At 66.2% G+C, this 19,607-nt stretch carries 17 protein-coding genes and 2 tRNA genes; 4 read left to right on the forward strand and 15 right to left on the reverse strand.

What is annotated here, in order from left to right; all coding sequences use genetic code 11:
- Nucleotides 1-104: 104 nt before the first annotated feature.
- Nucleotides 105-1,130, reverse strand: a complete 1,026-nt coding sequence (locus tag AC1D2L_RS00580; protein WP_476843874.1) for an amino acid ABC transporter substrate-binding protein — start codon at nt 1,128-1,130, stop codon at nt 105-107.
- A 257-nt stretch (nt 1,131-1,387) separates the two neighbouring features.
- Between AC1D2L_RS00580 and metC the strand changes: the two genes are divergently transcribed.
- Nucleotides 1,388-2,578 carry a cystathionine beta-lyase gene (gene metC, locus AC1D2L_RS00585; RefSeq protein ID WP_476843875.1) on the forward strand — a complete coding sequence of 397 codons (1,191 nt, stop codon included), beginning with the start codon at nt 1,388-1,390 and terminating at the stop codon, nt 2,576-2,578.
- A gap of 138 nt (nt 2,579-2,716) precedes the next feature.
- Here the strand turns inward: metC and AC1D2L_RS00590 are convergent, their stop codons facing one another.
- The 8 genes from AC1D2L_RS00590 to AC1D2L_RS00625 all read right to left on the reverse strand — a co-directional run bounded on the left by AC1D2L_RS00590 (nt 2,717) and on the right by AC1D2L_RS00625 (nt 9,557).
- The gene (locus AC1D2L_RS00590; RefSeq protein WP_476843876.1) at nt 2,717-3,061 is read right to left on the reverse strand and encodes a lipid-A-disaccharide synthase N-terminal domain-containing protein; all 345 of its coding nucleotides are present in this window, start codon (nt 3,059-3,061) and stop codon (nt 2,717-2,719) included.
- Nucleotides 3,058-3,780: a glycosyltransferase family 2 protein gene (locus tag AC1D2L_RS00595; protein WP_476844641.1), complete on the reverse strand. Its 723-nt coding sequence runs from the start codon at nt 3,778-3,780 to the stop codon at nt 3,058-3,060. Before AC1D2L_RS00595 ends, AC1D2L_RS00590 begins: the two co-directional genes overlap by 4 nt.
- A 112-nt stretch (nt 3,781-3,892) precedes the next feature.
- Nucleotides 3,893-5,581, reverse strand: coding sequence for an ArnT family glycosyltransferase (locus tag AC1D2L_RS00600; RefSeq protein ID WP_476843877.1), 1,689 nt, complete (start codon nt 5,579-5,581; stop codon nt 3,893-3,895).
- Nucleotides 5,582-5,920: 339 nt separating this feature from the next.
- The gene (locus AC1D2L_RS00605) at nt 5,921-7,939 is read right to left on the reverse strand and encodes a hypothetical protein (protein ID WP_476843878.1); all 2,019 of its coding nucleotides are present in this window, start codon (nt 7,937-7,939) and stop codon (nt 5,921-5,923) included.
- Nucleotides 7,940-8,380: 441 nt separating this feature from the next.
- A tRNA-Arg gene (locus tag AC1D2L_RS00610) sits at nt 8,381-8,457 on the reverse strand.
- A gap of 68 nt (nt 8,458-8,525) precedes the next feature.
- Complete coding sequence (locus AC1D2L_RS00615) at nt 8,526-8,831, reverse strand: ETC complex I subunit (RefSeq protein WP_476843879.1); 306 nt, start codon at nt 8,829-8,831, stop codon at nt 8,526-8,528.
- Nucleotides 8,832-8,899: 68 nt separating this feature from the next.
- Nucleotides 8,900-8,976, reverse strand: a tRNA-Pro gene (locus AC1D2L_RS00620).
- A 107-nt stretch (nt 8,977-9,083) separates the two neighbouring features.
- Nucleotides 9,084-9,557 carry a DUF192 domain-containing protein gene (locus AC1D2L_RS00625; RefSeq protein WP_476843880.1) on the reverse strand — a complete coding sequence of 158 codons (474 nt, stop codon included), beginning with the start codon at nt 9,555-9,557 and terminating at the stop codon, nt 9,084-9,086.
- 181 nt (nt 9,558-9,738) lie between these two features.
- Here AC1D2L_RS00625 and AC1D2L_RS00630 point away from each other — a divergent pair, with 181 nt between their 5' ends.
- Together AC1D2L_RS00630 and AC1D2L_RS00635 are read left to right on the forward strand one after the other, a co-directional pair.
- On the forward strand, nt 9,739-11,586 hold the full coding sequence (locus AC1D2L_RS00630; protein ID WP_476843881.1) for a hypothetical protein: 1,848 nt from the start codon (nt 9,739-9,741) through the stop codon (nt 11,584-11,586).
- A gap of 110 nt (nt 11,587-11,696) precedes the next feature.
- Complete coding sequence (locus tag AC1D2L_RS00635; protein ID WP_476844642.1) at nt 11,697-12,305, forward strand: CatB-related O-acetyltransferase; 609 nt, start codon at nt 11,697-11,699, stop codon at nt 12,303-12,305.
- Here AC1D2L_RS00635 and AC1D2L_RS00640 read toward each other — a convergent pair.
- The 5 genes from AC1D2L_RS00640 to aspS are packed head-to-tail and all read right to left on the reverse strand — an operon-like array spanning nt 12,220 to nt 16,760.
- Complete coding sequence (locus AC1D2L_RS00640; RefSeq protein ID WP_476843882.1) at nt 12,220-13,332, reverse strand: acyltransferase family protein; 1,113 nt, start codon at nt 13,330-13,332, stop codon at nt 12,220-12,222. The genes AC1D2L_RS00635 and AC1D2L_RS00640 overlap by 86 nt on opposite strands.
- Complete coding sequence (locus AC1D2L_RS00645; RefSeq protein ID WP_476843883.1) at nt 13,329-14,243, reverse strand: glycosyltransferase family 2 protein; 915 nt, start codon at nt 14,241-14,243, stop codon at nt 13,329-13,331. The genes AC1D2L_RS00640 and AC1D2L_RS00645 overlap by 4 nt, the downstream gene beginning before the upstream one ends.
- Before the next feature lie 42 nt (nt 14,244-14,285).
- Nucleotides 14,286-14,588: a hypothetical protein gene (locus tag AC1D2L_RS00650; protein ID WP_476843884.1), complete on the reverse strand. Its 303-nt coding sequence runs from the start codon at nt 14,586-14,588 to the stop codon at nt 14,286-14,288.
- A gap of 15 nt (nt 14,589-14,603) precedes the next feature.
- Nucleotides 14,604-14,975, reverse strand: coding sequence for a hypothetical protein (locus AC1D2L_RS00655; RefSeq protein ID WP_476843885.1), 372 nt, complete (start codon nt 14,973-14,975; stop codon nt 14,604-14,606).
- A gap of 6 nt (nt 14,976-14,981) precedes the next feature.
- On the reverse strand, nt 14,982-16,760 hold the full coding sequence (gene aspS / locus AC1D2L_RS00660) for an aspartate--tRNA ligase (RefSeq protein ID WP_476844643.1): 1,779 nt from the start codon (nt 16,758-16,760) through the stop codon (nt 14,982-14,984).
- A gap of 141 nt (nt 16,761-16,901) precedes the next feature.
- On the opposite strand from aspS, the gene rnd reads away from it, so the two are divergent.
- Nucleotides 16,902-18,041: a ribonuclease D gene (rnd, locus tag AC1D2L_RS00665; RefSeq protein WP_476843886.1), complete on the forward strand. Its 1,140-nt coding sequence runs from the start codon at nt 16,902-16,904 to the stop codon at nt 18,039-18,041.
- 62 nt (nt 18,042-18,103) lie between these two features.
- Here rnd and ppx read toward each other — a convergent pair whose 3' ends face one another.
- Entirely contained in the window at nt 18,104-19,606 is a 1,503-nt protein-coding gene (ppx, locus tag AC1D2L_RS00670; RefSeq protein WP_476843887.1) for an exopolyphosphatase, read from the reverse strand.
- Between the last annotated feature and the right edge of the window lies 1 nt (nt 19,607).

The following is a 19,607-nucleotide window of genomic DNA, read 5'->3' on the forward strand; positions in this document are numbered from 1 at the left end:
GACCAAGCCCCTGCCTCGGTCTATCCTCCTTTTTGCCTAGTAGGGTCCTGTCGAACCCCTTGAAATGAAACGAGCGCCGGGGTCACCGGCGCTCGCATCAGGTCTTAGCGGACCGGCGGTGCGTATTGCAGGCCGCCCTTGGTCCAGAGCGCGTTCTGACCGCGTGCAATCTTGAGCAGCGACCCGGCGCCGACGTTCTTCTCGAAGGATTCGCCGTAGTTACCGACATGCTTGATGATGCGGTACGCCCAGTCGGTGGTCAGGCCGATGGTCTCGCCGAACTTGCCCTCGGTGCCGAGCAGACGCTTGATCTCCGGGTTCGGCGACTTCAGCATCTCGTCGACGTTGGCCTTGGTGACCCCCAGCTCCTCGGCGTTGACCATCGCGAAGCCAACCCACTTCACCAGGTTGAACCACTGCGGATCGTTGTTGCGAACCGACGGTCCGAGCGGCTCCTTCGAGATGATCTCGGGCAGGACCATGTGGTCGTCGGGAGCAGTCAGCTTCAGGCGCTCGGCATACAGGCCCGAGGCGTCCGTCGTGAAGGCGTCGCAACGGCCGGCGTCATAGGCCTTGACCGTCTCGTCGGCCGAGGCGAAGGCGACAACCTCGTACTTCAGGTTGTTGGAGCGGAAGAAGTCCGCGAGGTTGAGCTCGGTGGTCGTGCCCTGCTGGGTGCAGACCGAGGCGCCCGACAGCTGCAGCGCGGAGGTGACGCCGAGCTTCTTGCGGACCATGAAGCCCTGGCCGTCATAGTAGTTCACGCCGGTGAACAGCAGGCCGAGCGACGTGTCGCGGGTCATCGTCCAGGTCGAGTTACGGACCAGAACGTCGGTTTCACCCGACTGCAGCGCCGTGAAGCGGTCCTTCGCCGAGAGCGGGATGAACTTGACCTTGGCCGGATCATTGAAGATCGCAGCGGCAATGGCGCGGCAGACATCGACGTCGAGGCCGACCCAGTTGCCCTGGGCGTCAGGCAGGCCGAAGCCGGCGAGGCCGGTGTTCGAACCGCAGTTCAGGATGTTACGCGACTTGATCTGGGCAAGGGTCGCAGGCGCCTGAGCCGATACCGCCGTGGCGGTGACCGCAAGGCCGAGGCCTGCGATCGCGGCTGCCAAAAACTTCTTCATAATGGATATCTCCCCGTTAAACGGCTCATCGACCAGATCAGGCATTCGGCGGTTTGCACCCTGCTTTCCAGCCGATTTTGATGCACAGATTTTAAGCGACGTGCCCCACTACGTCGATTGCCAGAGCCTCCGAGGAGCGTCAAGCGCATGACGCTTCGATGCAACGGCGCCCTTTTCACCCTCAACATCACATGCGAGTTTCAAGAGGGGGTCAAGCCTGACCTTCATCACTTGACCTCACTCGCAGCCCCGGATCCATGAAAAAGCTGTCCCCGCCTGATTTCGCTCGCCTGCGCGAGAAAACCCGTCTCGTTCTGGCCGGCCGCGACCCCGCCGACAGCTACGGCTTCGTCAATCCCGCCATCGTGCGCGGGTCGACCGTGATCTATCCGAACATGGAGGACTTCCTCGCGCGCAAGGCGCGCTACACCTATGGAACCCAGGGAAATCCCACGATTGACGCATTGATCGCGGCCCTGAACACCATTGAAGGCGGCGCCGGCGTTGTGGTCTGCTCGTCGGGCCTGCTCGCCTGCACTCTGCCGCTGCTGGCCACGCTGTCTGCCGGGGATCACCTTCTGGTGACCGACAGCGTCTACCGTCCGCAACGCAATTTCTGCGACAAGATGCTGCCGCGCCTGGGGATCGAGGTCAGCTATTACGATCCGGCAGTTGGCGGCGACATCGCCAAGCTGTTCAAGCCTAATACCAAAGTGGTGTGGACCGAGGCCCCTGGCTCCCAGACCTTCGAGATGCAGGACATCCCGGCGATCGTCGCCGCGGCGCATGAGCGCGACATCCTCGTGATCATGGACAACACCTGGGCGACGCCGCTGTACTTCGACAGCCACAAGCACGGCGTCGACATCTCGGTGCAGGCCGGGACGAAGTATTATGCCGGCCACTCTGACGTGCTGATCGGCACCGTCTCGATGCGTACGCCTGAACTCTACAAACAGGTTCGTGAAGCCTGGGACCTGCTCGGCGTGATCATCGCGCCCGAAGACGCCTTCCTGACGCTGCGCGGCATTCGCACCATGTCCGTGCGCCTGAAGGAGCAGATGCCGGCCGGCCTCGCCATGGCGCAGTGGCTGAGCGAGCGGCCCGAAGTCGCCCGCGTGCTGCACCCTGCCCTGCCGAGCGATCCCGGCCATGCCATCTGGAAGCGCGACTTCACCGGAGCCTCCTCGCTGTTTGCGATCGAACTCAAGCCGGTCGATCTGAAGGCGGTCGGCTCGATGCTGGACGGGCTGACCTTGTTCGGGATGGGCGCTTCGTGGGGCGGCTATGAGAGCCTCGCCCTGCCTTTCGACTGCAAGCCATACCGCACGGCAACGACGCCCGACTTCAAGGGGCCCACCATCCGCCTCCACATCGGGCTGGAGGATATCGAGGACCTCAAGGCCGACCTGGCCGCCGGTTTCGACAGGCTGCGCGCGGCGTCCTGACGCCGCCGACGGCTTGCACACGCCATTATCGCTCCGGGGCGCCTTCGAAAAGGGGCGAACCCGGACCCGATATGCTCAAACTGGTGCAGCGCTCGGGCGCGGCGCGCGCAGGGAGGCGTCGCGGACTTGCGCCCGGCCTCAGACCTTCCCGCGCGCCAGGGCCCGGTTCGCGCGCTTCTCGCGAAAGATCAGGACCATGTTGCGGGTGTAGATGATCATGGCCAGAGCCTGGCCCATAATGATGATCGGCTCGCGACGCACGATGCCGTAAATCAGCGTCATCAGCCCGCCGCCCAGCGAAAAGTACCAGAAGGACAGCGGCATGACCGAGCGCCCCTCCTTCTCGCTGGCGAGCCATTGCACCAGGAATCGCGCCGTAAAGAGCAATTGCGCGATGATGCCGAAGGCGAGCCAAAAGTCGAACTTCAGGATGAAGACGTCGTAGATGTAGTCGGAAACGGCATGGCCGATCGAGATGATCATCGGGTCGCCTCCGATACGATCTGCGGCACGCGCTTGCGGCGGCGGATCAGCCACCAGACGCCGACGAGGTCGAGGATACCGACCCAGAGCCGATCGAAGAAGCCATAATTCGAGACACCGGTCAGGCGCGGCCGGTCACGCACGTCGTGATGCACGACCTTGTAGCCCTCGCGGACCATCAACGCGGGCATGAAGCGGTGCAGCGCGTCAAAATAGGGCAAGGCGAGATAGGCCTCCCGGCGGAAGCATTTGAGGCCGCAGCCGGCATCGCGGGTGCCGTCCTTGAGCAGCCCGCCGCGGACACCGTTGGCGATGCGCGACTGGAGCTTCTTGAAGCCGGTATCCCTGCGCCCGACGCGCTGGCCCTGGACGAGGCCGGCCTGCATCCCCGCCTGCTGCAGCGCCTCGAACATGGCCGGCAGGAACGCCGGGTCGTTCTGGCCGTCGCCATCCAGCGTCGCAACGACCGCCGCGCGGGCATGGCGCACGCCGCTGCGCACGGCCGCGCTCTGGCCGCAGGACTGCGCATGCGTCACGATCCGCAGCCAGGGACGCGTCGCGGCGAGATTGCGCAAGGCCGAAGGCGTGCCGTCGCTCGAGCCGTCATCGACGAACACGACCTCGAAGCTGCCAAGCGCGGCGCAGGCGGTCTCGATGTCGGCCAGAAGCGGCGCGACATTGCCGACCTCGTTGCGGACAGGCACGACGACGCTGAGCATCGGCGGCGATAGCGTGGGTGTTTCGGTCAACTGAACATCATCCGGGAAAGCGGCGCGCAAACTGCGTCAGACCGGTCTGCAGGGCAAGATAGATTAAACGAACCGCGCGGCTTCAGGGCCGCACGAAGACAGCGATTTCGAGCTTGCGCCCGCCATTGAGATTGAAGCCGCTCAAGGTGGTCAGCAGGCGCGGCGTCAGAGAAGCCTGCGCGAGCCCGGCCTGGAAACCGGCCTCGAAGCGCTTCTCGACGAAGGCGATGCGGCAACCCGGCTGCGCCAGGAAAGCAGCGGCTGCAGCGCCGTCGGGCGCCATCGCCAGATCCGTCCCGGTCAGGAAGACGAGGCTGGGCTCGCGGTAGCCAACTGTGATGACCTTGGGATCCGGGCAGCCGGCCGCCTGGACTGCCGCGGCCAGACGGGGCGACAGCCGCAGCGACTGCAGGCTCTCCACGGAGAAGCCGTAGACTCCGAGGCCCAGCAGCAGGCTCGCCAGCACGCAACGCCAGAGAGCGCCGACGAAATCCTCGCGACGGAAGGCGCTGACCACGCGCCAGGCCACGACCAGCGCCAGGAGCAGCGCCGGCAGCGCGGCATAAGGCAGGGCGTGATCGAGCGTCCAGTTGCCGTAGAGAATGACGCCTATCAGGGCGAGCGGCACAACGAAGACGAGCGCCGCCGTCGAGACCGCGCCGGTACGGAACCGGTTGATGCCGCCGTTGATGACGGCCAGCAGCAGCAGCGCCGTGATCGCCGGATACAGCGGCAGCACATAGTGTGGCAGCTTGGTCGGGACGGCCTCGAAGACGATCCAGGAGGGGATGATCCAGGCCAGGAGGAACAGGATCTGCGGTTCGCGGCGACGCACCCAGGCGAAGGGCACAGCCATCGCCGCAAACGCGGCCGCCGGCCAATAGGTGCCGAAGAAGATCAGCAGATAGAGCCCGGGTGGCCCCCAGTGCTTCTCCTGGCCCTCGGCGACCTTGCCGAGCATGTCGTTTCCGACGCTCTCGGCGAAGAAGGAGCCGCCCGTCTTCCAGGCGATGGCCACGAACCAGGGCAGGACCACGATCAGGCAGATGAGCAGCCCCGGGCCGAAGCGCAGCGGCTTCAGCCAGCGGATGCTGCGCTGGCTCAGGCTCAGCACGATGATGGCGAGGCCCCAGATCATCGGGACGATCGGCCCCTTGATCAGCAGGCCGAGCGCAGTGGCACCCCAGAAGACCAGCCAGTTCCAGCGTGGTGGCACGAAGGCGAGCGAACGCGTCCAGTCGAGCCAGGCGCGGGCGAGCGCGCCCATCGACGCGACCGCGCAGGCCGCCAGCACCGCATCGGTCTTGGCGATCCGCGCCTCGACGCCCAGCAGCACGCAGCTCGCGATCAGGGCGGCGCCGAGCAATGCCAGGGGTCGGCTCAGGAAGGCGAGCAGCGCCCAATAGCTGAGCAGCACGGTCGCTATCGCGCCGAGCAGCGATGGCAGGCGATAGAGCCAGATCTGGGTGCGCGCCTGCGGCACGCCAAGCGCCTCGCCGGCCGAAACCGCGGCGCTCTGCAGCCAGTAGATGCCGACCGGCTTCTTGTGCCGGGCCTCCTGCTGGAAGCGGATATCGACGAAATCCCCGGTCTCCAGCATCTGCTTGGAGGCCTGGGCGAAGCGCGGCTCGTCACGGTCGAGCGGCTGCAACGTGACGAATCCCGGCAGGAACGCAGCTAGCGACAACAGCACAAGGAATGCGCAGGCGCGGGCATGGCTGGCGCTGGCCATGGCGGCGAGACGTTCGATCGCGGGCCTGAGCGAAACCATGGTCCATCCTCGCGGCCCGCCGGGGACCGCGCAAGTGAGTGCCGAAACGGCAGGGCGAGCGCCACCCCGTGCCGGGAGGCCACGGTGGCGGCGCGTTCGCCGGGGGAATGGCGAGCCTTTCGGGCGCGATCAAGGCGAGATGGCCCCAAACACCGCCGGCGCGGTTTACGCCGGCAGCCCTATCACCGCAAGCGGCGTGCCGCAGCACACGCCATGAGCCTGGGCGGCCAGGCGAAAAGGTACCGGAGTCTATGAGGCGAACGATGGCGAGGTCGTCAAAAAGCAAGCGGGCCAGAAGCCCGCTTGCTCGATGGTCGCATGGCGTCGCCGACTTCGCGCTTACACGACGTCGATCACGATGTGAGTGCCGACAAGTTGCACCCCACCCTGGCTCGCGGTGAGTTCGACGTCGAACTGACCGGCGGCGAGGGCATAGGGCTGGACGCCAGGAGCGGGGCTCGTGTCGATCATGTCCCGGAGGAACTCGACGCCGAAATTGACCGAGTTCTGCGACAGGCTTGGATTGACACCATCGGCATCCGCGACCACCGCCGCTGGAGCCCCGGTCGAGTCCACCCAGTTGAAGACGCCGGTGCTGGCGTCTCCTTCCAGCAGGAAGTCGCGATAGACCACGCCCGCGGATGGATCGGTATCGATACGCAGGACGAAGGCGTAGCTGGAGAGATTTTCGGCCGATCGCCCGTTCAGCCCTGTCAAAGCCGAAAAGTCGAGATCCCACTGAGCTGCAGTGAAGCCACCGCCTCCCGCAAGGCCACCGGCTGGGACGGTGTAATGCGTCGTCCCGTCCGCAGCGGTGCTGGCCGGCGCGATGTCGGCGCCATCATGCAGGCTGGCTTTCAGTCCCAGTTCGATACCAGCCCCTTCATGACGGCCGAGATTGAAACCGGTCGGAGCGTTTCCGCTGACAAGTCCCGTGCCCGCATCAAAGGCGAACCAGAGATTGCCCGAGCTATGCAGGCCCGCCGAATCCACCGATGCCGAGGCGGCATGGCTCTCATAGGCATCGTGCTTCAGGCCCTTCGTGAAGTCCCAGGCGAGGGCCGCTCGCTCGTCCGAAGGGTCGTTCGTGTAGCCCTCGGCATGTGGCCGAGGGCCGTAGGTCAGCGATTCGGCAGTGCGAACGTCGTCGTAGTTGTCCGGCTGCGCGACACGCGCGCTGACGACAGCGTCGTTGATGTAGCCGAGCAGGCTGTCATGCAAGGTCTGGGCGCGGGGCTGCCCAGCCCCGTCGACCTGGACCACGAGATCAATCGGGTCATGGTCCTTCAGATACTGGACGTAGTCGTTGCTCAATCCGACCAACACCATGTCCCGGACAGCCGATCCAGCGGGCAATGCGGGATAGTAGCCGTAGTTGATGCCCGCCCACATCGCGACGAACGCGTCGGTGAAGCTGCCGTTGACGAGCAGGTTGGCCGGGAGGACGCCGGTCGGGTCCGCGCTGTCGAAGGTCAGCTTCGACAGGTTCGGCGCATCGACGAAGGGGGGCGTGTCGAGCGCGACGTTGGTTACGTTGAACTTGCCCGCTCCCGAGATCGACAAAACCTGCAAGGACGCGATATCCGAGCCCTTGACCTCGGCAGTACCGCTCGCGCTCTCGATGACGACGCCGGTGAGGGCGTCGATCTCTCCCGCCGGTATCACCGTAGCGATGGATGTTCCTGCCCGGGTGACGACGAGATCACCGGATGCATTGACCGTCAGCTTGTAGGTGTCCGCCGCCGAAAGCGTCAGGACGTGGTCCGTCAGCGTTGCGCCGATCGGCTCCGGCTCGACGGGAGGGTTGGGGTCGAAGTTCGACAGGGGCTGGCCAGGGACGAAGCCGGCATCGTCCATCCTGTCGATGAACAACATGGCCGCGCCGGAATAGTCGAAGGCCGCCGACCCGTGCAAAGCCGCCTCGCCCAGCATCTGGCCGATGGCCGCGCCCTTGGCCAGCAGGCTGGCAGTCTCGGCGGGAATGCCGGCCGGGACGTATATCGAGACGAAATACTCCACCTGGGCATTGAAGTGCTGAACCTGAGCTGCGTTCGGCGCCCGGCCGAACACCTCGGCATAAGCCGTCGCGACGAAATCATCGGTCAGTGCGCCATACTTCGCGCGAAACCCTTCAGTCTCGCCGAACCCCCGTCCGAGCGCCTCGTAGGGCCCCAGCAAAGGCTGCCCCACGCCCATGAGGGAGTAGTAATCGAACTGCAACTGCGCAAATGCGCTGAGATCGGCAAGCCTCTCAAGCGACGGCGTCACCCCTTCGAAAAAATTGGCAACGATCAGCGCGGGGATCGTGGTCGTCGCATCCTGGCTCGCGGATAGACCGGCGGTTGTCTCGATAGCCATGTTCATCGCCCTCTCGCTATCCAGTCCAAAACGGGTGGAGTGAGAGATATACTGAGCCTATTCTTTGCAAATCCAAGTCAAATTAGCTAACCATTAAGATTAGCGCCCATTCGGGAGGGGCGATCGACTAAAAATGGGTACTCTCAACTACATGGAGACTCCGCCTGACGAAATCGCTCCAAACCAGACGGCGGCCCAGGCGCACAGGACGTAGACGGTTCTGACGAGCTAGCTGACGTCATCGACGCCTTCGCCCTGCCCGCGAGGGCGCCAGGCGCACGCCTGCGTGTGATCGACGGATAGCCGTCCCGTCCCGTGGAGACCGCGGTTTCTCCTGCTACAGGCGTAGTCAGTCAGACGCTCGGGCGACTGCAAACGGGATGGCGAGTGTCGCATTGCGGGCGCAGGCCTTGCGCAACGCACACCCATTTTGGGGGATGGTGGCGAGCGCGGCAGGATTCGAACCTGCGACCTGCGGATTAGAAGTCCGCTGCTCTATCCAACTGAGCTACGCGCCCGAGCGAGGGGCGAAGCGCCCTCACCTATCGGGAAATCATCGGCGCCGGTGGAGACGGCGCCCCAGTCGTCAGTGCGTCCACTGCCCGACGCGGCTGAACTTGAAGTTGTCGGCATAGGCCATCGACCGGCGCTTGGCCTCGTTTGGCTGCTCGACGCGGAAGGGAATGCCGTTGCGCGTGGCATAGGCCACGGCTTCCGCCTCGCTGTCGAACCAGAGCTTCAGCTGGCTCTTCATGTCACCGGACGACGTCCAGCCCATCAGCGGCTCGATCTCGCGCGGACGCTCGGGCTCGTATTCGAGCAGCCAGCGCTCCGTCTTGGCGGTGCCGGACTGCATGGCCGTGCGGGCCGGGCGGTAGATGCGTGCGGTCATGGTCTGGCTCGGCCGTCACCTGGTGTTTCATCGCCCCGCCAAGATGCGGGGCGTCGGAGGCGGCGGAATGGTCGGGGCACCAGGATTCGAACCTGGGACCCTCTGCTCCCAAAGCAGATGCGCTACCGGGCTGCGCTATACCCCGACTTGGTCATTCCTCGCTCAGCGGTTCGCTATCACGGCGTGGGCTTGCGCCGCAAGCGAAAGCCCGGGAACACGCGACGATTTACGGGGCAAATCGCTTCGACGCGCTCAGCGCTTGAACAAAGCGTGCTCGATCCGGTCGCCTGGCTTGATGCCGAGCTTGTCGCTGATGCCGCCATTGATCTCCAGCACCGAGAGCACCGGCTCGCCGGAGGGAATCGTGCGCGTCGAGAGTGGCTCGGTACGCTCGGCGATTCGCGCGATCGTCCCGTCAGCCCGGATGAACAGCATATCGAGCGTGATGTAGGTGTTCTGCATCCACATCGCGACCGGCTCGTTGCGGGCGAAATCGAACAGCATGCCGCGGTCGGCGGGCATGTAGTTGCGGTGCATCAGGCCCCGCGCGCGCTGGTCGGGCGTGCGCATGACCTCGACCTGGAAGACGTGGCGCTTGTCGCCGCTGACGATGGTCAACTGCTCGGGCGCGCCGGGCGCAGCGGCCTGGGCAAGCGCGGCCGATGGCGCGAGCGCGACCAGCATCCAGACGAGGCAGGCGGAGAAGGCAGACAAGGCGGCCCGCATGACGGGGTGCTCCATTGGCGACAGGCGAAGGTCGCCATCTCTCCACATGAGAGATGGCGGATTTCAGACAGATACCGGCGACGCGGGCGGTTTGGTCAAGTATTTCATCCGCGCTACCCGACCGGCCGTCTTCCCTTCGCCGCAAGCTTCCGGCAGGGTCGCGACCAAACAGGAGACCAGCATGACCGCCACGCCCCTTCGACGGCTCACGCCATTCCGCACCGCGCTCATGGCGAGTGTGTTTGCCTTCGCAGGCCCGGTCTGCGCCGCCGACTTCCAGATCGATGGACTGAAGCTCGATTTCGGCTCGATGGCGATCGTGGTGCCAAAGATCGACGTCAAGGGCTCGAGCCTCGAGCGCGAGGCCTTTGTCTCGCTCTTCGACGGCAAGACGGGCGAAAGCGCCGTCTCGCGGATGGGCAAGCTCAATGCCGGCGAGATCAGCGCGCCCGAATTGCGCTTCGAGCAGACGATCGGCCCGCAAAAGCAGGTGACCACCTATCGCGACGTGCGCTTCAGCAATGTCCGGGACGGCAGGATCGAACGCGGGGACGCAGCCAGCGGCGCAATCACGGTCACCGGCGCTCCCTCCGGAGCGATGAAAGGCGACCTCAAGCGCACGAGCTTCGAGGGCTTCGACATCAAGCATGTCGCGCGGGTACTGACCGAGCGGGCACAGCCTGGCGTCAACGAGACGATGCAGCCGATCTTCGGACGGTTCGAGCAGGAGGGCTACTCGCTCGACATGGGCTCTGCCGGCAAGATGTCGATGGGCCGGATGTCGGGCCGCGGATTTGCGGCGAAGGTCGGTGACGAGCCGCTGGCCGATGTGATTGCGCGCCTCGTCACCCTCTCGGAAGCGGCCGAGAAAGCCTCGCGCGAACCCGACGCCAAGCCGCCGGGCCTGAAGACCGAGGAGGAGCGACGCCTGGGCATCTCCCTGCTCTCGCTGTACGACACGCTGTCCTATGGCAGCGGCGAAGCGCGCGATCTCGCGATGACCATCACCCCGCCGGCCACGTACGACGCCAAGACCGGGCCGAAATCCGAAACCGTCACCATGAAGATGGCGCGGATCGCTTTCGGCGAGGACACTCCCGACAAATCCGGCTTCGCGCTGGAAGGCCTTCAGTTTTCCGGAGGCGGTGCATCGGGCGCCGTCGACTCGATCAGCCATTCGGGCTTCTCGATCGGCCCGGTGATCAGTGAGTTGAAGGCGCTGCTGGCCACGCCGGATGTCGACCTGGACACGCTCGACTTCCGCAAGTTCATCCCGACGCTGGGCACCATGCGGTTCGCTGGCCTGTCAGTCGAGGCGCCGCAGGCAGCCAAGCGCGGACAGCCGGCGCTGCCGCCCGTCAAGGTCGGAATCGGCGCCTTCGAGTTCAAGGCCGGTGAGCCGCTCAACGGCGTGCCGACCAATGTCAGCCTGACGCTCGACAATCTGCGCGCGCCCGTGGTTGAAGGCCCCAACAACCCGGCAGCGGCCGACCTGATCGCGATGGGCTACAAGCTGCTCGACCTGTCGGCACGGATCGACCTCGCCTGGGAGGCAGCACGCAGCGAACTCGCCATCCGGTCGATCTCGTTCGGTGGCGCCGGCATGGCCAAGCTCGACGCCAAGGGCACGCTGGGCAATGTCACCAAGGATCTGTTCTCGAGCGATCTCGCCCTCGCGCAGGTCGCGGCGCTGGGCGCCACGGCCCGCAGCGTCGAGGCCAAGCTGCAGAACCTCGGAATCTTCGAAAAGCTGATCGAGAACGAGGCCCGCAAGGCCAAGCGCAAGCCCGACGAGATCCGCCAGCAGTATGCGATGATGGCGAGCCTAGGCCTGTCGGCGATCCTCGGGCCCTCCGAGGCCGCCAAGACGTTGACGGCCGCTATCTCGCGTTTCGTCGCAAAGCCCGGCACGCTGACTGTTCAGGCCAATGCGAAATCGAGCGGCGGACTCGGCCTCGCCGACGTCATCACGCTGGGCGACCCCACCGAGATCTTCGACAAGCTCGACATCAAGGCGAGTGCCGAGTGACGACAGGGCCGTTTCCGCCCAACGAACCGCTGCTCGCAGCCGACCTGGACTGGCGTCCCGGTCGGCTTGCGGCGTGGTGGGCGGGTCTCCCGCCGACCGCGCGCGGCTGGCTGCGGCGACGCGTCAACCCCGCCAATGAAACGCGCCTGCATCTGGCCCATCTCGTCGCGAGACGACCGGGCCAGATCGCAATCGGGGCTTCCACCTATGGCAGGCCGAAGATCCGATTTCCCGAAAGTGGGGCCAAGCTGCGCATCGGTCGCTATGGCTCGATCGCCGATGGCGTCGAGATCCTGCTCGGCGGCAATCATCGACTGGAGTGGGCGACGACCTACCCCTTCCCGGCCATGGCGAGGTTGTGGCCGGCGGCGGGCGGCGTGCCCGGCAGCGACACCACGCGCGGTGACGTCATCATCGGCCACGACGTCTGGCTGGGCTCGCAATGCATGGTGCTGTCTGGCGTGACCATCGGCCATGGCGCGGTGGTCGCCGCCCGTGCGGTGGTGACCCGCGATGTCCCGCCCTATGCGATTGTCGCGGGCAACCCGGCAAGGATCGTCAGGCGGCGCTTCGGCGAGGCCGAGATCGCGGCACTTCTGGCGACGCGCTGGTGGGACGCCAGCGAGGCGCGCGTCACGGAACTGTTGCCCCTGCTGATGTCGGAGCGGATTCGCGAATTGACAGAGTCGCTTGGCCTGCCTGCATCAGGCGACGCTTGAGGTTCATCGCCGGCTTCTCGACCATGTGCCAGGAGAGCCAAGCGACCAACGCGGTCACGGCCAGAGCGGGCCAGAAAGCCAGCGCCATCGCAACACCGGGAAACAGCGCGAAGAAGGCCTGCTGCACCGGCCAGCCATAGAGATAGATGCCATAGGACAGGTCTGCGGACGGTTCGGTGTCGCGCCGCGTCAGCGCTGGAGCCATGGCGAGCACCAGCGTCCCCCAGGCCGTCGCGAGATAGAGAGCCGCCTTGTAGAGCGGCGTCGGCGACAGCAGTGCGACCACAGCCACGGCGGCGATCAGCCCCGGCAGCGACAGCGGCACGCGATCGCGCCAGAGATAGACGAGGCCTCCGGTCATGAAGATCAGCGGCAGCCGCAAAGCGGTCTCGATGCCTTTGGGACCGTCCGGCGCGCTCACCGACAGCGCCACGACCGCGACCACGAGGCAGGCCCAGATGGCAAGCGCGAGTCCGCGTCGGCGCAGCAGTCCCGCCAAGCCCGCAGCCAGCACGCCGATATAGCACAGCACCTCGTATTTGAGCGTCCAGACCGTGCCAAGCGGGAAGCTCAGCGGGTTCGTCTCGAAAACGCCCGGGAGCGACGCTGCGCTCTTGAAGCTCGTCAGGGTGCGGGTGATGAAACGCCAGAGCTCAGGGCTTGCCAGATAGGCGTGAATGTCGAGCCGGGTCATCGCGGCACCCAGGACGAGCGATACGAGGCAGGTTGCCGCGACGAAACCTGGGATGATGCGCAGCGCCCTGGCGAGCACATAGTCGCGCCAGCCGCGACACTCATAGCTCATCACGACCAGATAGCCGGAGATCGCGAAGAACGCGTTCACCGCGTGCTCGCCCAGGGTCAGTCCGGTCGATGCAGCCAGAGGCTCGTCGTCGACGCGTCCCGTCGCGACGCTGAAGGCGTGTGAGAACACCACGGCCACCGCGAGCAGAAGCCGCATCAATCCGAAATTGTTCCTGGCCGCAAAGCCGCCGGATCCCGGGATCGGCGAAGATGCGTCGGTCATTCCGGCCCCTCTAGCCCCTGGCGCCCGAGCGCGGTCGCGCCCCGGGCGAAAGCCCACGCGCCGGCAAAGGAGCCTGCATGGGCAAACATCTTGGTTTGATTCAAGATTAGCCCGTAAGCCACTGCCTTCAAGCCATTTTCTATCATCCTGATCAGGTTTGGCCCCACCAGCCCGTATTTTCGCGCGACATAGCGCTCGGACCAGGCGAGGTGCCAGCGCGCCGTGAAGCGGCGCCGTGGCGATGGCGGGCTGGAACCACCGCGCGCGTGACGGGCCTCGGCCGCATCGACATGGACGAGACTGTGGCCGGCATCCCGCATGCGCCGGCACAGATCGTCGTCCTCGTAGAACAGGAAGATGTTCTGGTCGAAACCGCCCAGCGCCAGAAAAACCTCGCGGCGAACCAGCAGGCAGGCGCCGGACAGGAACGGCAGGCAGGCGTCGCCCGTGGGGATCGGCATCTCGCCGTTCCGGTTGAGGTGCGGCGGCGACAGCAGCGACCGCGGCTGCAGGAACACCCGCCCGGACGGCTCGACAATGCGGGGCGCGAGCATGCCGGCATCGGGATAGCGCTCGGCTGCGGCCAGCAGGGCCGAGGCCGCACCGCTCTGGATCTCGAGATCGGGATTGACGATCAGGATATAGGGCGTCGTCGCTGCGCTGGCGCCGATGGTATTGGCGCGGCCATAGCCTTCGTTGCTGGCGTTCGCGATGACCTGCGCGCCGCGCGACGCTGCAACCTGCCGGCTGTCGTCGGCGCTCGCATTGTCGACGACGAGTGCGGGCACCCCCTCCCCGGCCAACGCGTCCAGGCAGGCCGGCAGAACCTGCGCGCTGTCATAGGTGACGACGATGGCAGTAATGGCCTGGGCGGTGACGGCTTGGGCGGTGGTGGATTGCGCGAGCGACATCGGCGCGTTGTGGTCGCGACTACGCCCGCGACGCAAGCAAAATCAGCGGCGGCCGAGCCCGCTCGCCTCACGCTGAACGCTGGCGCGCTCGGCCGCGTCGCAGGATCGCGGCGCCTTGTAGGACGTCACGGCGAAGCTCGCGTTTGCCGCAAGGAAGCGTGGACGATCCTCCCGGGGAAGCCGCGCGATCACGCCATTGCGGTCGATCCGCACGCCGCAATCATAGGCGCGCGAGACGCGAGCCGCGAGATATTCCGGGGTTCCCGGAAGCGGGCCGACGGTGCTGTTGCAGGCGCCAAGCCCGAGCAGCATCGGCAATAGCAGGGATGGTCTCGACAGGTTCATCGCAAGCAGGCCGGATCAGAGTGCGTCGAACTGCCCGGCGCGGATGCGGCCCATCCGTGCCTTGACGTCTGCCCGCTCCTCAGGCGCGCAGGCCCGGGGCTGGATGTCCTGGTTGACCGTCTCGGCCTCGGAGACCGTGACATAGGTCGAGCGCGCGCCGGCGAGTTGCTCCGGCGTCGCGCCGCGCACCTTCTCGGCCGCGATGAAGCGGTCGAGCGTGCTGGTGCGGGGGTAGCCCGAATGGCAGGCAACCGAGCGAGACACCAGGCTGGCAAGCTCCGCAGCACGGCCGGCGCTGGGATTGGCGTGCTGCGAGACGCAGGCGCCCAGCGGCAGCGCGAGCACGCAGGCAAGCGCCAGCGGCCGCGCCAGGATCAGGCAAGTCATGGTGGATCAGCCGTTCTTCTCGGGCGCGTTGATGCGCAGATGCGCTTCGCGCAGCTGCTTCGGCGAGGCCTCGGACGGTGCTCCCATCAGCAGGTCGACCGCTTGCTGGTTCATCGGGAACAGCGCGACCTCGCGCAGGTTGGTGGCGCCTGCAAGCAGCATGATGATGCGGTCGATGCCCGCCGCCATGCCGCCATGGGGCGGCGCGCCGTACTGGAAGGCGCGATACATGCCGCCGAAGCGCTCGATCACCGTGTCCTCGCCGTAGCCGGCGATCTCGAAGGCCTTCACCATCGCCTCGGGGCGGTAGTTGCGGATGCCGCCCGACGCCAGCTCATAGCCGTTGCAGGCGATGTCGTACTGGAACGCCTTGATCGTCAGCGGATCGTCGTTCTTGAGCGACTCGAGCCCTCCCTGGGGCATAGAGAACGGGTTGTGCGAGAAATCGACCCGCTTGTCGTCCTCGTTGTACTCGTACATCGGGAAGTCGACGATCCAGGCGAAGGCAAAGGCGTTCTCGTCGATCAGGCCGAGTTCCTGGCCGACCTTGTTACGGGCCGCGCCGGCGAACTTGTAGAACTTGTCGGGGTTGCCGGCAGCGAAGAAGCAGGCATCGCCCGGGTTCAGGCCCATCTGGGCGACGATCGCGGCGACGCGCTCGGGCCCGATGTTGTTGGCGATCGGGCCCTGCCCTTCGCCATCTTCCTTGATCATGAGATAACCGAGGCCCGGCTGGCCCTCGCCCTGCGCCCAGGAGTTCATGCGGTCGCAGAAGGCGCGGCTGCCGCCCTTCGGTCCGGGAATGGCCCAGACGCGGTTCTTCTCATCCTCGAGAATGCGCGAGAAGACCTTGAAGCCCGAGCTGCGGAAATGCTCGGAGACGTCCTGCATCTCGAGCGGGTTGCGCAGGTCCGGCTTGTCGGAGCCGTATTTGCGGATCGACTCGGCGTAAGGAATGCGCGGCCAGTTCTTGGTCACAGACTTGCCGTTGCCGAACTCCTCGAAGATGCCGGAGATGACCGGCTCCATCGTAGTGAAGACGTCTTCCTGCTCGATGAAGCTCATCTCGACGTCGAGCTGGTAGAATTCGCCCGGCAGGCGGTCGGCGCGCGGATCCTCGTCGCGGAAGCAGGGCGCGATCTGGAAATAGCGATCAAAGCCCGCCATCATCAGGAGCTGCTTGTACTGCTGCGGGGCCTGCGGCAGCGCGTAGAACTTGCCGGGATGCAGGCGGCTGGGCACGAGGAAGTCCCGCGCGCCTTCCGGCGACGACGCCGTCAGGATCGGCGTCTGGAATTCGTTGAAGCCGCTGGTCTTCATGCGGTTGCGCAAGGAGTCGATGACCTTCGCGCGCAGCATGATGTTGTTGTGCAGCTTTTCACGGCGCAGATCGAGGAAGCGGTATTTCAGCCGCGTATCCTCGGGATATTCGAGATCGCCGAAGACAGGCAGCGGCAGCTCGCCGGACGGACCCAGGACCTCGATGCCGGTCGCGAAGACCTCGACCGCGCCGGTCGGCAGGTTGGCGTTCTCGGTACCGGCAAAGCGTGGCTTGACCTTACCCTCGATGCGCACGACCCATTCGGCGCGCAGGATCTCGGCATCGGCGAAGGCCGGGGAATCAGGATCGATCACGACCTGCGTCATGCCGTAATGGTCGCGAAGGTCGATGAAGAGCACGCCGCCATGGTCGCGGATGCGGTGGCACCAGCCGGAGATGCGGACCTGGTTGCCGATATCGCTTTCGCGAAGGGCGCCGCAGGTGTGGGAACGATAGCGATGCAGGGTCACGGGACTGGTCTCTTCGCAAGGCGCGACCGCAAGCGGGCCGTGCTGGGGCGGTTTTCGCCGTAAGCACACGCAGCAGAGCGGAATGTCAAGAACGCCCGCGACATGAGGCGTGTCTGTCTGCTATGAGCCGCCTTCATGAGCCTCATCACAACCACCCAGGATCTTGCCGACGCCTGCGCGCGCCTGGCCATGCATCCCTTCGTCACGGTCGACACCGAATTCCTGCGGGAGACGACCTATTATCCCAAGCTGTGCCTGATCCAGCTCGCCTCGCCCGACGAGGCCGTGATGGTCGATCCGCTGGCGCCCGAACTGGATCTCGCCCCGTTCTTCGGGCTCATGGTCAACGAGGCCGTCGTCAAGGTGTTCCACGCCGCGCGGCAAGACCTCGAGATCGTCTGGATGCTGGGCCGGGTGCTGCCGACGCCGCTGTTCGACACGCAGGTCGCGGCCATGGTCTGCGGCTACGGCGACTCGGTCGGCTACGAGCAGCTCGCCAACGACCTCGCCAAGGCGCGCATCGACAAGTCCTCGCGCTTCACCGACTGGTCGCGCCGCCCGCTGAGCGAGGCGCAACTGGTCTATGCCGAGTCCGATGTAACGCATCTGCGCGACATCTACCTGGCGCTCGATGCCGACCTCAAGGCGAGCGGCCGCGAGGCCTGGGTCGCCGAAGAGATGGCGGTACTCAACTCGCCGGCGACCTATGAGGTCAAGCCGGAGAACGCCTGGCAGCGGCTCAAGGGCCGCCTCCGCAAGCCCCGCGAGCTGGCGCTTCTGATGGAACTCGCCGCCTGGCGCGAGCGCGAGGCGCAGACGCGCGACGTGCCTCGCCAGCGCGTGCTCAAGGACGACGCGATGATGGACATCGTCCAGCGGGGGCCGCGTTCCGTCGAGGCCCTGGCGGAGCTGCGCTCCGTGCCCAACGGCTTCGAGCGCTCGCGCGCCGGTGGCGAGGTTCTGGCTGCGATCGAACGCGGGCTGGCGCTCGACCCCAAGGGCCTGCCCCGTCTGGAGCGCGAGCGCGGACGCGCCACCAATGGCGCGGTGCTCGACCTGCTCAAGGTGCTGCTCAAGGCGGTCGCCGAGGCCGAGCGCGTCGCGCCCAAGATCATCGCGTCGAGCGACGATCTCGAGGCCATCGCCAGTGACGACGAGGCCGAGGTTCCCGCTCTCCAGGGCTGGCGCCGCGAAGTGTTCGGCGCCAAGGCCATCGCGCTCAAGACCGGCGCGCTGAGCCTGCGGATCGCCAAGGGACGCGTCGTCGTCGGCTAAACCGAGCTGCATGCCGGGCGCAGGCAGCATGCCTGGGCCCGGTTCAGGCTAACCAGGCGCCGTCAGCCCAGGCTGATCTTGAGATCGCGGCCGAGCAACTTCGCGAGTTGCTTGAGGCGGCCCGTGACGCGCTCGCTCGACAGGGCATGAAGATCACCCGCGAGGCGGAGGACAAGCCGCTTCTCGACGCAGATCAGGCTCGCGCGCGGCAGGATCCCGGGCATGCCGGCCGAGAGCAGGTAGGCCACCCGGAACGCGCTGGCGAGGATCTGGGAGCGCTCGAGCTGGACCGGCGTCAGCAGCCTCCGCAGGCCGTCCGAGGCCAGCGACGAACTCTTCAGCCCGGCATAGCGATGATAGACCGCCAGCGCCAGGAAGGCGCGGCCAGGATGGTCGACGCCGCTGAAGGCGGCATGCGCGATGACGTTGAGGCTCTGCTCGCCGCGATAGTCTGGATGCGCGCGCCAGCCGATATCCGACAGCAGACAGGCGGCGTCCTGCAGGCGCCGGCTCGCCGCATCCTCGGGCAGCCCCGCGCTGGTCACCAGCTTCTGGACCCATTCGATGAGGTCGGCACCGTGGCGGGGCTCGCGCGACCTGAGCTGGTTATAGTCCTGCGCGCCGCGCAACAGCGGGTCGACCTGGCGCTCTGCCTCGGGCAGCATGTCGTGCAGCATGCCCTCGCGGACGCCGCTGGCCGAGATCACGACAGCACGCGGCCTGCCGCGCTTGATCAGCGCATCGAGCACGAGGGCGCCATAGGCCAGGAGCGGCCGTCGTGCCGAAGACACGGCGTCGATCGCCTCCAGCATCGAGGTGTCGGCGCGCTCGACCAGCCGGGCGAAATCCGCGACATCGCGCGCCGGCACGCTGTAGCCGTGCATCACGCTCAGCGGATAGCCGGACTGGCGCTGGTGCAGCGTCGCAAGCGCACGCCATGTGCCGCCGACGGCGAAGAAGTCCTTGCCGCGCATCGCCGCGATCTGCGGGTGATCGTCGAGCTGCTCGCGAACGATCCGTTCGGCGATCTTGATTTGGCCCTTCGACTTGTCCATCAGCGCCAGGCCGCCGATCGGCAGGCTGATGCCCTGCCCCACACGGTCGCCATCTACGGCAATCAGTTCGAGCGAGCCGCCGCCGAGATCGCCGACCACGCCGTGGGGCTCACCGAAGCCCGAGATCACGCCCAACCCCGAAAGATACGCCTCGCGGCCGCCCGAGATCAGCTCGATGGGCTGGCCGATTGCATCCTCGGCCCGGGACAGGAAATCGGGGCCGTTGGCTGCCTCGCGGGCCGCGGCGGTCGCGATCACGCGCAGCGAGCCGACCTTCATCGCCTCGCACAGGATGCGGAAGCGCACGAGCGCTTCCAGCGCCCTCGCCATCGCGTCGTCGGCAAGCCGGCCAGTCGTCGCGACCTGCCGGCCGAGCCCCGCCATCTCCTTCTCGTTGAAGACCTGCGCGGGCGCGCGGGCGAGCATCTCGTAGACGACGAGGCGCACGGAGTTGGAGCCGATATCGATGATCGCGATGGTCTGGCCAAGGCTCAGGCGCCCGGCGACCATC

The organism is Allobosea sp. P1_B10 (assembly GCF_056406735.1).

Coding starts and splice junctions, on each gene's coding strand:
- AC1D2L_RS00580 (WP_476843874.1), bottom strand. CDS start 1,130: ATGAAGAAGTTTTTGGCAGCCGCGATCGCAGGCCTCGGCCTTGCGGTC.
- metC (WP_476843875.1), top strand. CDS start 1,388: ATGAAAAAGCTGTCCCCGCCTGATTTCGCTCGCCTGCGCGAGAAAACC.
- AC1D2L_RS00590 (WP_476843876.1), bottom strand. CDS start 3,061: ATGATCATCTCGATCGGCCATGCCGTTTCCGACTACATCTACGACGTC.
- AC1D2L_RS00595 (WP_476844641.1), bottom strand. CDS start 3,780: ATGCTCAGCGTCGTCGTGCCTGTCCGCAACGAGGTCGGCAATGTCGCG.
- AC1D2L_RS00600 (WP_476843877.1), bottom strand. CDS start 5,581: ATGGTTTCGCTCAGGCCCGCGATCGAACGTCTCGCCGCCATGGCCAGC.
- AC1D2L_RS00605 (WP_476843878.1), bottom strand. CDS start 7,939: ATGGCTATCGAGACAACCGCCGGTCTATCCGCGAGCCAGGATGCGACG.
- AC1D2L_RS00615 (WP_476843879.1), bottom strand. CDS start 8,831: ATGACCGCACGCATCTACCGCCCGGCCCGCACGGCCATGCAGTCCGGC.
- AC1D2L_RS00625 (WP_476843880.1), bottom strand. CDS start 9,557: ATGCGGGCCGCCTTGTCTGCCTTCTCCGCCTGCCTCGTCTGGATGCTG.
- AC1D2L_RS00630 (WP_476843881.1), top strand. CDS start 9,739: ATGACCGCCACGCCCCTTCGACGGCTCACGCCATTCCGCACCGCGCTC.
- AC1D2L_RS00640 (WP_476843882.1), bottom strand. CDS start 13,332: ATGACCGACGCATCTTCGCCGATCCCGGGATCCGGCGGCTTTGCGGCC.
- AC1D2L_RS00645 (WP_476843883.1), bottom strand. CDS start 14,243: ATGTCGCTCGCGCAATCCACCACCGCCCAAGCCGTCACCGCCCAGGCC.
- AC1D2L_RS00650 (WP_476843884.1), bottom strand. CDS start 14,588: ATGAACCTGTCGAGACCATCCCTGCTATTGCCGATGCTGCTCGGGCTT.
- AC1D2L_RS00655 (WP_476843885.1), bottom strand. CDS start 14,975: ATGACTTGCCTGATCCTGGCGCGGCCGCTGGCGCTTGCCTGCGTGCTC.
- rnd (WP_476843886.1), top strand. CDS start 16,902: ATGAGCCTCATCACAACCACCCAGGATCTTGCCGACGCCTGCGCGCGC.
- ppx (WP_476843887.1), bottom strand. CDS start 19,606: ATGGTCGCCGGGCGCCTGAGCCTTGGCCAGACCATCGCGATCATCGAT.